Annotated in this window: 15 protein-coding genes; 6 read left to right on the top strand and 9 right to left on the bottom strand. The window is 34.6% G+C overall.

Annotated features, from left to right (window positions below):
* Positions 1-28 precede the first annotated feature (28 nt).
* Together aspA and FOT98_RS16560 are read right to left on the bottom strand one after the other, a co-directional pair.
* Complete coding sequence (gene aspA, locus FOT98_RS16565) at positions 29-1,468, bottom strand: aspartate ammonia-lyase (protein WP_061676611.1); 1,440 nt, start codon at positions 1,466-1,468, stop codon at positions 29-31.
* A 24-nt stretch (positions 1,469-1,492) separates the two neighbouring features.
* Complete coding sequence (locus FOT98_RS16560) at positions 1,493-2,764, bottom strand: cation:dicarboxylate symporter family transporter (protein WP_063263619.1); 1,272 nt, start codon at positions 2,762-2,764, stop codon at positions 1,493-1,495.
* Positions 2,765-3,141: 377 nt separating this feature from the next.
* Between FOT98_RS16560 and pyrH the strand changes: the two genes are divergently transcribed.
* Complete coding sequence (gene pyrH / locus FOT98_RS16555; RefSeq protein WP_000806134.1) at positions 3,142-3,885, top strand: UMP kinase; 744 nt, start codon at positions 3,142-3,144, stop codon at positions 3,883-3,885.
* A gap of 51 nt (positions 3,886-3,936) precedes the next feature.
* On the opposite strand, the gene cls is transcribed toward pyrH, so the two are convergent.
* Positions 3,937-5,148, bottom strand: coding sequence for a cardiolipin synthase (cls, locus tag FOT98_RS16550; protein WP_063263620.1), 1,212 nt, complete (start codon positions 5,146-5,148; stop codon positions 3,937-3,939).
* Between the two features lie 119 nt (positions 5,149-5,267).
* On the opposite strand from cls, the gene FOT98_RS16545 reads away from it, so the two are divergent.
* A complete protein-coding gene (locus FOT98_RS16545; protein WP_063263621.1) occupies positions 5,268-6,206 on the top strand; it encodes an esterase/lipase family protein in 939 nt (312 codons plus the stop codon).
* Between the two features lie 44 nt (positions 6,207-6,250).
* Here the strand turns inward: FOT98_RS16545 and FOT98_RS16540 are convergent, their stop codons facing one another.
* The 5 genes from FOT98_RS16540 to FOT98_RS16520 all read right to left on the bottom strand — a co-directional run bounded on the left by FOT98_RS16540 (position 6,251) and on the right by FOT98_RS16520 (position 11,363).
* Entirely contained in the window at positions 6,251-7,396 is a 1,146-nt protein-coding gene (locus tag FOT98_RS16540; protein ID WP_063263622.1) for an ABC transporter permease, read from the bottom strand.
* 1 nt (position 7,397) lies between these two features.
* Positions 7,398-8,507 carry an ABC transporter permease gene (locus tag FOT98_RS16535; protein WP_063263623.1) on the bottom strand — a complete coding sequence of 370 codons (1,110 nt, stop codon included), beginning with the start codon at positions 8,505-8,507 and terminating at the stop codon, positions 7,398-7,400.
* 37 nt (positions 8,508-8,544) lie between these two features.
* On the bottom strand, positions 8,545-9,483 hold the full coding sequence (locus tag FOT98_RS16530) for an ABC transporter ATP-binding protein (protein ID WP_063263624.1): 939 nt from the start codon (positions 9,481-9,483) through the stop codon (positions 8,545-8,547).
* 136 nt (positions 9,484-9,619) lie between these two features.
* Positions 9,620-10,720 carry a sensor histidine kinase gene (locus tag FOT98_RS16525; RefSeq protein WP_061676603.1) on the bottom strand — a complete coding sequence of 367 codons (1,101 nt, stop codon included), beginning with the start codon at positions 10,718-10,720 and terminating at the stop codon, positions 9,620-9,622.
* Between the two features lie 4 nt (positions 10,721-10,724).
* Positions 10,725-11,363, bottom strand: coding sequence for a response regulator transcription factor (locus FOT98_RS16520; RefSeq protein ID WP_061676602.1), 639 nt, complete (start codon positions 11,361-11,363; stop codon positions 10,725-10,727).
* A 283-nt stretch (positions 11,364-11,646) separates the two neighbouring features.
* On the opposite strand from FOT98_RS16520, the gene FOT98_RS16510 reads away from it, so the two are divergent.
* From FOT98_RS16510 to exsE, 4 genes are read left to right on the top strand one after another with little or no spacing between them, the layout of a single operon-like run.
* Positions 11,647-12,129, top strand: a complete 483-nt coding sequence (locus FOT98_RS16510) for an RNA polymerase sigma factor (protein ID WP_235608063.1) — start codon at positions 11,647-11,649, stop codon at positions 12,127-12,129.
* The gene (locus FOT98_RS16505) at positions 12,126-12,569 is read left to right on the top strand and encodes a hypothetical protein (protein ID WP_063263625.1); all 444 of its coding nucleotides are present in this window, start codon (positions 12,126-12,128) and stop codon (positions 12,567-12,569) included. The genes FOT98_RS16510 and FOT98_RS16505 overlap by 4 nt, the downstream gene beginning before the upstream one ends.
* Positions 12,562-13,632, top strand: a complete 1,071-nt coding sequence (locus FOT98_RS16500) for a hypothetical protein (protein ID WP_063263626.1) — start codon at positions 12,562-12,564, stop codon at positions 13,630-13,632. Before FOT98_RS16505 ends, FOT98_RS16500 begins: the two co-directional genes overlap by 8 nt.
* Positions 13,629-14,585: an exosporium protein ExsE gene (gene exsE / locus FOT98_RS16495; RefSeq protein ID WP_063263627.1), complete on the top strand. Its 957-nt coding sequence runs from the start codon at positions 13,629-13,631 to the stop codon at positions 14,583-14,585. Before FOT98_RS16500 ends, exsE begins: the two co-directional genes overlap by 4 nt.
* A gap of 29 nt (positions 14,586-14,614) precedes the next feature.
* On the opposite strand, the gene FOT98_RS16490 is transcribed toward exsE, so the two are convergent.
* Positions 14,615-15,862 carry a DUF445 domain-containing protein gene (locus FOT98_RS16490; protein WP_063263628.1) on the bottom strand — a complete coding sequence of 416 codons (1,248 nt, stop codon included), beginning with the start codon at positions 15,860-15,862 and terminating at the stop codon, positions 14,615-14,617.
* Positions 15,863-15,901: the final 39 nt, after the last annotated feature.

Below are 15,901 nucleotides of genomic sequence, written 5' to 3'. Positions count from 1 at the left end.
AGAAGAGGGGCTTGTCCCCCCTCTTCTTTTAATTTTTCTTTAAAAGAGTTGCTCCTGCAATCCCTGGGTGTGTCATTTCGAACGGATCTAGAATTAACTCTAAGTCTTCTTGTGACAATACACCATTTTTCACACAAAGTTCTCGAACGGATTGCCCTGTCGCGATTGCTTCTTTCGCAACGCGAGCTGCTGCTTCATAACCGATATGAGGGTTCACGGCTGTAATAATTCCTACACTCTTCTCAACATACTCTTTTAAGCGATCTTCATTCGCTTCAATTCCTTTTAAGCAATTATCTGTAAAGGCACGGAAACCATTATTCATAATACTAATTGATTGAAGTAAGTTGAAAACAAGTACTGGTTCCATAACGTTTAATTCTAGTTGTCCTGCTTCTGAAGCAAGGCAAATTGTATGGTCGTTACCAATTACTTGGAACGCAATTTGATTAATTACTTCTGGCATAACAGGGTTTACTTTCCCTGGCATAATAGATGAACCTGGTTGACGAGCAGGTAACATAATTTCCGCTAAACCAACACGTGGACCTGATGCCATTAAGCGGAGGTCATTTGCAATTTTAGACATATTCATCATACACACTTTAAGTGCTGCAGATACTTCTGTGTATGCATCCGTATTTTGCGTTGCATCTACTAAGTCTTCTGCACCAACAAGTGGTAATTCACTAATTGCAGCTAAATGTTTTACAACTGCTTCAATATATTCTGGATCTGCATTTAATCCTGTACCAACTGCAGTTGCTCCCATATTTACTTCATATAGATGTTGACGTGATTGCTTGATACGTTTCATATCACGTTCAAGTACGCGAGAGTATGCTTTAAATTCTTGACCAAGACGAATTGGCACAGCGTCTTGTAAATGTGTACGACCCATTTTAATAACATGATCGAACTGTTCTGCTTTTAATTCAAATACATCGTGCATATAACCCATCGTTTGTAATAAACCTTCTAATGCGTTTAATGTTGCAATATGAATCGCCGTTGGGAATGCATCGTTTGTTGATTGCGCCATGTTTACATGACTATTTGGACTAATATAATGATAGTCTCCCTTTTCCATTCCTAATAATTCAAGAGCACGATTGGCCATAACTTCATTTGCATTCATGTTCATTGAAGTACCTGCTCCGCCTTGGATTGGATCTACGATGAAATGATCATGCCATTTTCCATCAAGAATTTCTTGAGCGGCTTCTGCGATCGCGCCGCCCTTGTTCAATTCCAATCTTCCTACATCTGTATTAGCAAGCGCTGCAGCTTTTTTTACAATTGCGAATGCTTTAATTAAGCCTTCATGGATTTTGTATCCTGTAATTGGGAAGTTTTCTACTGCACGCATAGTCTGTACGCCATAGTATGCATAGTTTGGTACTTCTTTTTCACCTAAAAAATCTTTTTCAATTCGAACACCATTTTTAACTTCAGTTAATGTTGCCATGATTATTCACTCCTTAACGATTTCTTATGCTGCTTTTGTTTCTTTGACTGTTTCTACATATTGTTTTGCTTTCTCATTATCGAATTCGCCTTCCCACTTCGACATAACAATGGCCGCTAATGCATTTCCTAATACATTGACAGATGAGCGAATCATATCTAAAATGCGGTCAATTCCCGCAATTAACGCGATACCTTCTAGTGGTAATCCCATTGAACCTAACGTTGCTAATACAACAACGAATGATGCACCTGGAACTCCCGCCATACCCTTGGATGTTAACATGAGAACGAATAATAACGTAATTTGCTCTGTCAGTGACATGTGCACACCGTACATTTGTGCAACAAACAATGCCGCTAACGCTTGATAAATAGCCGATCCAGTCAAGTTAAATGTATAACCTGTCGGAATTACGAAAGAGGCAACTGCCTTTGGACAACCGAACTCTTCCATTTTTCTCATTATATTAGGTAAAACAGCTTCTGAACTTGCTGTCGTAAATGAAAGAATAAGTTCTTCTTTTAAAATTTTCATTAATGTAAAAATGTTTACGCCAACCATTCGTGCATTAATACCTAATACAATCACAACGAATAGTATAACAGTTACGTATACAGCTAGCACTAGTTTTCCTAAAGGAAGTAGTGTTGCTACACCAAATTTTGCAACTGTAACCGCAATTAATGCGAATACACCAAATGGTGCAAATTTCATAACTTGATTTGTAACCCAAAACATCGCTTCGAGTACACCTTCAAAGAAGTTAAAGACAGGCTTTCCTTTGTCTCCAATTGCCGCAACTCCTAAACCGAATAATACGGAGAAGAAAATAATCGGTAATAAGTCACCTTGTGAAATCGATTCAAATACATTTTTCGGTACAATATGAACAATCGTTTCTGCAAAGCCTTTCTTCTCTGTTGCATCTGCTGTTTGTTTATAAGAAGAAATATCACTTTGCTGTAAATTACTCATATCAACGCCAGTACCTGGCTGGAATATATTCGCTGCAAGTAATCCCATTAAAATAGCAATCGTCGTAATGATTTCGAAATAAAGAATCGTCTTCCCGCCCAGTTTCCCAAGCTTCTTCATATCTCCTACACCAGCTACCGCAACAATTAATGCTGAAATAACAATCGGTACTACAATCATTTTAATTAAGTGAATAAATATATCCCCAATTGGTGTGATATAAGAAATCGCCGTTTTATTACCATAGAAGATTGCCCCTACTACAATCCCTAAAACAAGTGCAACAAAAATTTGTGTTGCCAATCCGAATTTTTTCATTTATGTTCATCCCCTTTATGCGAACGCTTTCATTTCGTATTTATAAAAGCTTACACACACATCATATAGGCGAACCTACAAAATCATACAAAAACCTACAAGTTCGTCACAAAAAATTCAAAAATTTTTCTTCTCTTTTTCATTGACACCTTTTCATGAAAAAGAAATAAAATATACTTGATAAGTAATCAGATTGTTTCGTATAATCAAAAAGATATATACTTACAACAAATCGAAGCGAAAAGGAGTGGATGGTATGAAAAATTATGTACAAAAATTCGACCTATCTTCTTCTTTTCTTTTTCATTTTCTTAAAAAGGAACAAAGGCATTTGCCTTTGTTCCTTTTTTATTGCGATCTATATAGGGGGAATTGTTATGAAGCCATACAAAAGAGTCTTAATTAAATTAAGCGGCGGCGCACTTGCTGATCAATCCGGAAATAGCTTTAACTCCAAACGATTAGAACATATCGCAAACGAAATTATATCGATTATTGACTTAGGTATCGAAGTATCCATTGTCATCGGCGGCGGTAACATTTTCAGAGGTCATCTAGCTGAAGAATGGGGAATTGACCGTGTAGAAGCTGATAATATCGGTACGTTAGGTACAATCATTAATAGCTTAATGCTTCGCGGCGTTTTAACAAGTAAAACAGATAGAGAAGTACGCGTTATGACTTCCATCCCGTTTAATGCAGTAGCAGAGCCTTATATTCGCCTCAGAGCAGTACATCATTTAGATAACGGTTATGTTGTCATTTTTGGCGGCGGTAACGGGCAACCGTTCGTTACGACAGATTATCCAAGTGTTCAAAGAGCCATTGAAATGAATAGTGACGCAATATTAGTCGCAAAACAAGGCGTAGATGGCGTCTTTACTAGTGATCCAAAACATAATAAATCAGCGAAAATGTACAGAAAACTAAACTATAACGATGTTGTTAGGCAAAACATTCAAGTCATGGATCAAGCCGCTTTATTACTTGCCCGTGATTATAATTTACCCGCTCACGTCTTTAACTTTGATGAACCTGGAGTAATGAAACGAATTTGCTTAGGTGAGCATGTGGGGACTTTGATTAATGATGATGCTTCATTGCTTGTGCATGAAAACTAACTATTTACCATAAAAAAAGGTGTCTATAAAAGACACCTTTTTCATTAACCTTTATAAATAGAAATCAGCCAATCCCCCCAACTTTTCCTTACAACGCTCCCAAAACGATAACTTCTCAAAAAACTCTTTCGTCATTTCTTTTGAATCACGAAAATCTTCTGTTAACGCCTTATTCACTTCTGAAGCGATAGTTCCACCATGAATATACAAATTCATCTCATCATTTATATAGAAACTTCGTGCAGTTATGTTCGTTGTGCCGATAACAGTTAGTTCATTATCAATCAGCATTAACTTTCCATGAAACATACCTTTTTTATAACCATATACCGTAATCCCGTTATTAACAGCTTGACGAATATACGGATACGCTGCTTCTTTAATAAGAGGAATATCTGGTTTATATGACCATAGTATTTTTACTGTAACACCACGTTTTTTCACTTCCATTAAAGCATTCATAAATTCTTTATTTTTCGCTATAAAATAAGGTGTTGTAATGACAATTGAATGCTTCGCTTGTTGTATTAATTCGATATATGTTTCAGCGACGTGATGTCCATTGTAGCTAGTCATCGTATGTAATGTGTTCCCTTTACTCGCTTTATTCGTACTTCTTTTGATATGTTCTTTCGTATCTCGTTTCCAATCTAAAGCGAATTGTTCTTCTAAATCTTTTGCTCCTTCTCCTTTAAGACGCACATGATAGTCACGCCAATATCCAAATCGCTTATCTTTTCCTAAGTACTCATCTCCTATATTAAAACCACCTGTATAGCCAATCTCCCCATCAATCGTCGTAATACGGCGATGATTGCGATGGTGAAGTGAATAAAATCCGAATGGTAATTCAGGTTTTCTACTATATGTAAAATGCACACCACTTTCCCGCAATTCATTTATCACCTTTCTTTCGAATGATAAATCATTAATGCGATCAACTGATAAATAAACGTTTACTCCTTCTTTTGCCTTCTCTTTTAATAAGTTTAAAAAAGTATGACTACTTTTATCATCCGACAAAATAAAAAAGTACGTGTAAATAGATTGTTTCGCTTCTTTTATATCAGTAAATAACTGTTTATAAAATGACTTCCCTTCTACATATAATTGAAAGTCACTATGATGAGGTGCATACTCTGTCGGCATGTTTTTCCCGGCTTCCATTTTTCTTCCGAGCGTAACGTCAATATGCATACAAATTAATATAAAAATAACAATCGCAATAATAATAGAAGTAACTCGCAATATTTTTTTTATCATTTTGATTTCCTTCCGCTCAAATTACTTTCTACTCCGTAGTGTTTCATTTAAATATGTTTTCATACGAAATGTATTTCTTAATTTTTTATCGATGTTAAACAGATAAAGGAGAGAAGAATATGAGAAAAGGAAAAATCCCTATTGTTTTTATCCCAGGGCTTTTCGGTTCTATGAGTAATAATATTATTCCAGGTACCGGTAATTGGGGCTTTGGACTTGCTGCGTTTGTTTATGAGCCATTCATCATGATGTTAGAAAGTATGGGTTACAAACGAAATAAAGACTTGTTCATCTGTTTTTATGATTGGCAGCAGCGTATTGTTTTTTCTACACAAAAATATTTATTACAAACGATTGCCTATGCGAAAAAAATTACAGGTTGCGATAAACTAAATCTAATATGCCATAGTATGGGCGGACTTCTTGGACGGACTTACGTTCAAAGTGACGAATATAAAAATGATGTGAATCAGCTTATTATACTCTGTACACCAAACGCTGGGTCTCCAGCAAATTATAGTTATTGGACTGGAGGTAGTCTTCCTGTCCATGCCTCTTCTAAAATAAATATCGTCCATTTTTATATGGAACAATACATTCACTATTTAGGCACCTTACATAACATGAATACAGTTGAGGCGATACATCTTTACTTTCCAGGATTACAAGATGTTATTCCGTGTAAAGATTACGGAAATTATTTATTTGTAAAATCTGGATCTTCGATTACATTTCTTCCTTATAGTAGGATGAACACGAAAAACCCTTTCCTCGATGCATTAAATGAAAATAGATTTATGATACAAAAAAGAAATATTGAAACTATACTCATTGCCGGGGATGGAGAGGAAACCATTCAATATTTACAAGTTGTCCCTTCATATTCCAAACTGAAATGGACAGACGGCAAAGTCGTCGGTGATATACTGACAAAACATGGTGATGGTAACGCTGTTCTACATAGCGTTTTTCTTCTGGAGGGAAATAAATATGTTGTGCATGCTTCACATAACGAAGTGCTCTACAAAAGCATCCCTATATTACAAAAGATACTCTAAAGCACGAATAAAAAAGGTGCGGCATGAAGCCACACCTTTTTTATTTAAACAAAGTTTCTCGCATCATTATTTCTTCCAAACTTATAAATAGCAATTAAGAAGAATGCAATCGCAAAGGCGAATAAAATTAAAATGTTTAAATACAACTCAGAGAATGGAATTCCTTGTTGTAGTTTTGATACAGTGTCTAATAGCCATCTCTGCGGAAGAAAATCAGCTACTTTTTGTACCGCTTTCGGCATAATGTCATACGGAAAATAACATCCAGCTAGTAAACATGTCGGTACAATAATCATATTTTGCAGTGCATTTGCTGATGCTGAGTTTTTCGAAAAAGCGACAAGGACTAACGATATTCCAATCGCTATTAAAGCAAATAGCATGAGTACACCAATCATCACGATGAAAGGCATATTGATATTTATATGAAAAACATTCGTTAGGACTAGGATTGTAATTAGAATTTGTACTGTTAATATCATCAAATTTACCCCGACATTAGATAATATGAACTTCTTCCCATCTATCGGCGTTGATAAGAGTCTAAAATACGTTCTATTCTCTTTTTCCTTTAAAATCTGACCGGATAAGTTCGCTGCTGAAAATAACATAAACATAATAAGGTAACCCAGCGTTTGTTTTGTCATATCCTTATTTTTCGAAGTATCTTCTAGCGTTTCAGTTTTCATTTTAAATGAACCTTTTTGATACCCAGCGTACATAGTATCAAATGTACTTTGATCTGCCCCTGCTACTTTACTAATAGCCGCTACATTATCAATATAATTGTATAAATATGATTTTATAAATCCTGTTACTTGATCGCCTTTAATCGATGAAATTTCAATATGAGCTGGTTTCCCTTCTCGAACACTTTTGGAAAAACCAGAATCTAATGTAATCACTCCATCAAGTTTTTTGGAAGTGAGTTTATCTTCTACTTCAGATTCTTTAATTTTACTTACCTTTACATGATTTAATCCTTCTAAAAATTTCACCGTATCATTTGCTATAGATTGATTTTCTTTATTTATAACCCCGATATTTAACGTCCCTTGCCCCACATTCCCATACATTGAGAAGGAGATTAGCGTCCCTATTATCGGTAAACTAATTATAATAAGTAAACTTTTTTTATTTTTCAAAAGCACAGATAATGTTTTTTGTATGAGCCATAAAATATCTTTCATACTATAGCCCCTCCCGTCTACGTAATGCGATAATTGGAATTAATAAAAAGAGTGCCGAAATGCCAAGGTTTAAACATATTACTGGCAGTGCTGCACCTACATCATTTGCATAAATAATTTTCATAACAGCTGTGTTCGCCCACGTTAATGGTGATAAATTCGTAACGAAATTTTCTTCTATTACGAAATATGCACCACCAAAAATAGAAGCTAATTGCACTACTACCATAATAATTGCTCTTGATGATTCCGGTGTTTTTGTAATATATCCGATTCCTAAACCGAAACTAATTGCTAAGAAGATTTGTGTTAATAAAATAATAAATATGATTCCAAGATGGTCGCCCCAATTCGCTTGAAAAACAAATTTACTAAATAACATGACGAGTAATATGCACAGAGCATTTGCTACTAGGCTACCAAGTACTTTTCCAATGAATATTTCAGCCTTACTTATAGGTGCAGCAATGAGACGATCTCCTGTTTTACGTATTCGTTCTCCTCGAATTAAAGAACTTGCTCCCATCGCAGCATATAGTGCAATCATCGTCGTCATTACAACCGCATAGTAATCCATAGAACCTGGTTTTTTCGCAGCTTGTAAAGATGTTTCTTTTATATAATCATTATGATTTCCATTTGAAATAACTGCGCTCACCTTACTAGGATCAACTTTTGCAACTTCAGCCGCTACATTGTACTTATCAACAAATGTTGTAAGCATGCCTTCCACAATACTTCCCTCAATACTACTTTTGTCACTCCCGTAAAATTTTGCACCATCTTTATTTAACTCTACATAAGCAGCATATTTATTTTGCTTCACTTCTTCTTTCCCATCTATACTGCCGGAAGCTTTTTTAAAATGAATACCCGATTTATCGACTTCTTTCGTAAATGCTGCAAACGATTGAGAAAGTGTACTACTCGCTTCATCTTTATATAGTACTTGTATATCCTTAATCGATTGACTATCACTATTAAATGCATTTGTTAACGCTGTTCCTAATACAAGCATAAGCACAATCGGAAATGCTAACATAAAAACTAAAGTTCTTACGTCTCTGAAATCTCTTTTAATATGCATAACTGCAATATTGAAGATGTTCAATTGATGAACCTCCCTTTACCTTTTCTTCATTTACATTTTATTTATCTCGTAAGTTTCGTCCAGTCAACGTAAGGAATACTGTTTCTAAATTTGGAGCCTGTTCCTCTAACGAGCGGATTTCAATGTCATGATTAATGAAGTGTTGAATAATTTTATTTAAATTGTTTACTCCTGCATCCGAGTTTACTTTAATTACGTTCTCTTCAATTTGAACAGCTTTCACACCGTTTATCACTTTTAACTGTTCTACATCTAAATTTTCTACTGACTTCACTTCCACCCAAATATCTTTCGTATCAGTAATAATCGCTTTTAACTGTTCTTTCGTACCTTCTGCAATTACTTTACCGTGATCCACAATTGCTATTTTCGTACAAATCTCTTCTACTTCTTCCATGTAGTGGCTCGTGTAAATAATGGTACTTCCCATTTCATTTAATTTTCGAACAGACTGGAGAATATAGTTTCTTGACTGTGGATCAATTCCAACTGTCGGCTCATCCATAATAATTAACTTCGGTCTATGAGCGATCGCACAAGCGATATTCAGTCTTCGTTTCATCCCGCCAGAAAAGTTTTTCGGGTAACTTTTAAGTTTATCACTAAGCCCTACAAACTGAAGTGCTTCCTCTACTCTTGCTTTTAGCTCAGCACCTCTTAACCCGTACAATCCAGCAAAGAATTTCACATTTTCATAGGCAGTTAACTCTTCATAAATCGCAATATCTTGCGGAACGATACCGATATTCATCTTCGCAAATCGATTATGTTTCTTTATATTTTTTCCTAATATGCTAATTTCACCTTCATTACTTCTTAACAACCCAGCAATCATATTTATCGTTGTACTTTTACCAGCACCATTTGATCCTAAAAAGCCAAATATCTCTCCTTCTTTAATAGATAAAGACATATTATCTACCGCGATGAAATCACCAAATTTTTTCGTTAAATTTTTAATTTCTAATGTATTCATCATTTCACCCCTATTTCGGTTTCTCTGCTATTATTATAAACAAAAAAAATGAACCCGCTCAGTGCAGAAGTTCATTCTTTTCACATGAGATTATTCACTTTTTTCATATGAGATGATTCATCTTCGTCCCATTCTCTTATATCGGCAACAGCATTGTTACTGAAAAACCACTTGTTCCATCTACAATAATTTTCCCGTTTACTGACGCTGTTCGCTCCTCCATCCCCATAATCCCGAGACCTTTCTTAACGAGAGTTTCACCTTTTCCGTTATCCTTCACTTGTACTTTCACCATCTTGTTAAGTACATGAATATCGATTGAAATGACTGTCGCATCAGCATATTTCATCGCGTTCGTTAGTGCCTCCATAACATTTTCACCGATAATCTTCCACTGAATCGGTGAAATCATATCTAAATTCCCTTTATATACGAAAGGAATATTTATATCATGCTTACCGGCAAATTCCTCTATGAATAATTTCATACGATGAATACCAATTTGCTCAGTTGGTGGCTTCATATTTTTTAATGTAACTCGAATACTTTCAATTCCATCTTTCGAAATATGAATTGCATTTTGTAATAACTCGGCAGATTTCTCTTTATCTATCCCCATTAATCTCTTTGCCGCTTCCATTTGAATTAACGCTCCTGTCATCGAGTGGCCAATTTTATCATGAATTTCTTGAGAGAGCCGGTTTCTCTCTTCTAACTTAAATGTGTACTCTGATTGCTTTATGTACTCTTTATTTTCATGTAAGCTTTTCGTCAGCCGCTGCATATCTTTTCGCATCTTATCATTTTGTGATTCAAGCTTTAACACACGCGATATATAACGTTCTGCCATAGTTAATACAAGGAAAGAAAATGCAACAATTAATCCATATGTCATTCGAATACTTTCATCTGTAAAGATAATAGGAATCATCATAATGATAAAGAGCTGCCATTTCTTCTCTATATAAGGAAATATAATTTCATATAAGTTCAATGGTAAAAACAAAATAAAAAACGGATGAACCTTCCATGCAAATAACATAACTACGCCAATTGACAGAGAAGTTAATATGTTTTTGTACGTATCTTTTTTAAATATAGAAATTAGCACGTTTACAGAAAGATATAAAAGCAAAGTCAGTATAATCCATGGTAAGTTCACAACATTTAAATAAATGTAACTAAACACAATATATATAAAAACAATTAATTTACTTACAATTAACCAAAATTCCATATCACTAATCTACTTTCCCTGTTAAGTAATAAATCGCAATTTGTGTGCGATGTTCTAGTCCAGTTTTCCCTAAAACCGATGTAATATAATTTGCAATCGTTCCTTCTGATATGAAAAGTTGCTTTGAAATTTCTTTATTCGAGAAACCTTTCGCAATTAATGCGATAATACTAAGCTCTCTTTCTGTAAAAAGACTCTTATCTATTTTGCATTCGTCCTCTTTACTTTCCATTAAATTAGACTTAATTTTATCAAGCACTACATCTTGCATAACAGTTTGACCGTTATATACTCCTTTTATTGCATCACGAATACGCTCTGGATCATTATTTTTTAATAAATAACCTTTCGCCCCGTTTTTTACTGCGTCCAAAATATATTCATCATCATCGAACGTCGTTAAAATTAGCGGTTTCGTTTTCGTCTCTTCACAAATGAATTTCGTCGCCTCTACCCCGTTCATATTTGGCATACGAACATCTAAAAGAGCAATATCAACGTCGTTCTCTTTACAATAGTCCACTGCTTCTTTCCCATCATTTACTGTATCTACCACTTCGAACTCTTCATATGTATTTAAAATAATTTTCATGCCTTCTCTAATAAAAGAATTATCATCTGCTATTAATATTTTAATTTTCATGTTTGTTAGTATGGACATTCCCCTACTAACATTCACATCCTTTCTTCGTGTAACATTTCCTACTTGCTCATTATATACTTCTCTTTACCATTTTTTCACACCTTTTTTCATATAGCTTCCTTTCTAAAAATATATTATTCTTTTTTTACAACATGTGTAGGGTGACCGGCCATTTCTTACGTCTATATAATAGAATGCGTCAAAAAGGAGGGAGAGACCCATTGAAGAAAAACAATTAATTGAAAAAGCACAGCAAGGAAGCGAACATGCTTTTCGTATCCTTGTGCAAACATATCGTCACTATATTTTCCAAGTTATCTTTTCTATTTTAAGACATGAAGAAGATGCGAAAGATGTTACACAAGAAGTATTCGTAAAAATCCACGCCTCTCTCCCAAATTATCAATTTCGCGGATTAAAAACGTGGATGGCGCGTATTGCCACCAATCACGCTATTGATTATAAGAGAAAAAAAGCTAGAGAAAACGAAGAACTCTCCTTATGTAAAGAAACTGAGGAAAATATAAAATCCTCTCAGAATATTGAGGCTTTATTATTGACGAAAGAGCAAAAATTACTCATTGCTCAAAAACTGAGAGAACTTCCTGAAAATTACCGCGACGTCGTTCTCTCACATTATTTAGAAGAAAAAAGCTATCAAGAAATTGCTTTACAGGAAAACATCGAAGTGAAAACAGTCGAAATGAAATTGTATCGGGCAAGAAAATGGATTAAAAAACATTGGAAGGAGGAAGAGTTTCTATGACGCATTATTCAAAAGAAGTTTGGCGCAATTATACTTTAGATTTTTTAGAAAGCAATGAACGTGAATCTATGGAAGAACACCTTTATGAATGTGATCATTGTTTAGCGCTTTATATGGAAAGTATCGATGAACAACACGAAAACCTTCCAATGATAAATGATGATTCATTTACGAATGAAGTTATGACGCAAATTGATTTTGAAACGCTACAACCTAGTGAAAATATAAAAACAAACTCACTAAAGCGAACGATTATTCACTACATAATTGCGACCGCAGCTACAATTATTTTTATGGTAAGTGGTTTATTCCAATATATTTTCACAGCGACATCAAATTTCGAGAAATCTTCAAAACATAACGAGTCTTCTATCTCACAACAAATTGTAAACAAATCGGTAGACACATCAAAAAAGGACGGAGGTTCAAAGCATGAATAAAAATCCCTTTTTAGCACTTGTATTAGGGCTAATTCCCGGGCTTGGGCATTTATATTTAAAGAAATTTGGACGGTTTATTTTATATAGCGGAGGGGCTTTATTACTATTTTCTTTTGCAGTTTTTTGCGTAGTAGAATTAGGAGAGCGCACCATTGTCTTTCTCCCCCTATTTTTACTAGCTGTTCTATGGATAATTAACTTACTAGATTTAGTTATCACCATTATAAACCAAACGAAAAAACAAGAAGCTGGAGAATTGATAAATTCCTCTAAAGAGAGCGAACGATTTTATATCATTCTTCTATCAATCATTCCTGGACTTGGACATTTTCAATTAGGACTTATGCAACGGGGGCTTACATTTTTAGTAGCTTGCACAGGAATCGGAAGTATGATTATTTTCGTTGCACTTTTAACATCGCAAGAAAGTTTCCTTATCTTCCTTATTACATTACCTGTTTTATGGATTTACAATTTCTTCGATGTTGTTCAGCAACTCCAGAAAAAAGAACGTGGCGAGCAACTAGATGATCGTACTATTTTCGAAGAGTTTGAAGAACATCGTGAACAAGGAAAGAAGAATAAAACATTCGCTTCTATTTTAGCGATGTTCCCCGGAGCAGGACATATGTATTTAGGTTTACAACGCCGCGGCCTTCAGCTTATGGCAGCCTTTTTACTTTCAATATATTTACTCGATTTATTAAGACTTTCTGCGTTTTTATTTTTAGTTCCAATCATTTGGTTCTACAGCTTCTTTGACGCTTTACAGCAAACTGCAAAGTATGGAAAAGAACGTGTACATGACGAACCTATCATTGATTATTTTATCAATCATCAAAGATGGATCGGTATTGGGTTAATTACACTCGGTGGTTATTATTTATTAGATCAAACACTCCTTCCTATTTTGAATGATTACTTTGCAACTATATTTAACATTCATCTTAGCGAGCTATATTATCGCTATTTCCAAACATCTATCGTTGCACTCCTCTTAATTGGTGGCGGCTTTAAATTGTTACTTGGAAATAAAGAAAACAAAGGTGGTACAAAAGAATGAGAACATGGCGCGTTGGAACATTTTCAATGGGGCTTTCTATTATTTCATTAGGTTGCTTCTTACTATTTTCAGTTATAAAAGGGACTGAGGTATTAGATTCCTTAACAGCATGGTGGCCTGTTTTACTTATTATACTTGGCGTGGAAATTTTACTATACCTTCTATTTTCTAAGAAGGAACAATCCTTTATTAAATATGATATTTTTAGTATTTTCTTTATCGGCGTTTTAGGAAGCGTTGGAATTTCTTTTTACTGTTTATTATCAACTGGATTACTAGATGAAGTTCGTCATTCTATTCATACCACTCGCCAAACGAGTAATATTCCAAGTGGACAACTTGATATACCTGAATCTATCAAAAAAATTGTAGTGGATGCAGGACAGTACCCTCTAACAATAGAGGGAAATGATACAAATCAAATTCACCTTCTTGGAACATATGAAATAACGACGAAAGCTAATGAAAAACTCAATTTAAAACAAGAAGATTTCCTTTCAGTTCAAACAGCAGGGGAAACGATGTATATTACTTTAAAATCTTTACCAGTTCAACATACGTTATGGAATTCAGCACCACAGGTCAAACCGACACTCGTTCTTCCGCAAAATAAAAATGTAGAAGTTCGTGCTTCAAATAACGAACTATCCCTTTATCCAGGTCAATTACAAAATAATTGGTTTGTACAAGAAAGTTCACATGTATCTGTTCATTTAACGAAAGAAAGCGATGTATCTGTAATCGCCGTAACAAACAAAAAAGAAGCACACGGAAACACACCTTGGGAACAAGTTGAAGATTTAACGAAAAAAGAAAATAATTCTTCAGAAGAAAATCCAGAATTCAACGAGCAAGAACATTGGTATAAAAATTCGATTAAAACAGGCAGCGGGACGTACAAGTTAAATATTGAAAAAGCTTATAATATCAATATGAGTATAATTGAAAAATAAAAACCTTCCACAATTGTGGAAGGTTTTTCTCATATAATCGCTTTAATTCCTTCTAACACTAATCCAATCATAAATCCGCAAACAGCCCCGTTTACTCGGATCCACTGTAAATCTTTACCGACGTTATTTTCAATCATTTCGATTAACGTTTTATCATCTAACTTATCAAGGTTTTCTTGTACAAGTTTTCCGATTTTCGAATGATTCTTTTCAACAAGTGTGACAACTTGTTTTTGTAACCACTCTTCTATTTTTTGAACAGTTTGTTCATCTTCTTTTATTTTATTCATTTGTGTTTGTAAAAATGGAATAACATATTTATCCGTAAATTCTGCATTTTTCACAAAAGTAATTGCCCTTTGTTGTACTTGCTCCAGCATCTCTTTAATTTTGTCAGTAGCATTCCAATTGGCAATCCATTTCTCTTTCCAATTTTCTAATTCTTGTAGTAACGCTTCATTTTCTTTTACATTTATAATTTCTTGACGAATTTTCGATAATATAAGTTGTCTTGTGCTATTATCTGCATCTTGTAAGCTGTTAATATTGCTAATAATGAATTTCTGCAAAATACCGCCAATTTTATCTTCATCTACAATATTCATAAACGATTTCAAAGTAAACTGTAAAAATCCATCTACTTTTATGTTTTCCATCGCCTTCATACCTAAGCTTCCGAGCTGGTATCGTGCTTCATCTTGCGCTGTCCAATCTTTCACTTTTACTAAAATGTAATCAAGTGTCTTTTCATCATATTCTTGCACAACTAATTGATCAACAAGCACTTGTAAAATGTTACTTGTATTGATTGTATTCAAATACGTTTTTAATTCTTTTTCAATAATAACCGCTAATTTTTCCGTATCTATTGTTACAATCGCTTTCTCCGCAATCGTTACAATCCCTTTTTTCACAGCGTCAGACTGCATTTCTCTCTCAGCAATTTGTAGCACCATTTGCGCTAACTGCATTTCTGTTACTTTATTCGTAATACTTTCTTTCGTTAGCCACTCATTTTCTAACGTATGAATGAGCCCCTTCGTTACTCGTTTACGATTTTTAGGTAATAACGCTGTATGAGGAATTGGAATTCCCATCGGATGACGGAATAGTGCTGTAACCGCGAACCAATCCGCAAGTCCGCCAACTAACCCAGCTTCAAATCCCCCTTGAATAATCTCTCCAGCTACCGTTCCTTGAAACGGGATAGAAGCCGCAAAACCTACTCCCATAACCCCAAGCGAAATACCCGCTATATATTTAGTCTGTAATGACATCGTATACACATCCTCTTATTATGTAAAATAAAGCTTTTT

Source organism: Bacillus sp. HY001 (assembly GCF_007558965.1).
Lineage (GTDB): Bacteria > Bacillota > Bacilli > Bacillales > Bacillaceae_G > Bacillus_A > Bacillus_A mobilis.
The sequence above is the reverse complement of the archived record's forward strand: the minus strand, read 5'-3'. Positions and strand labels throughout refer to the sequence as shown.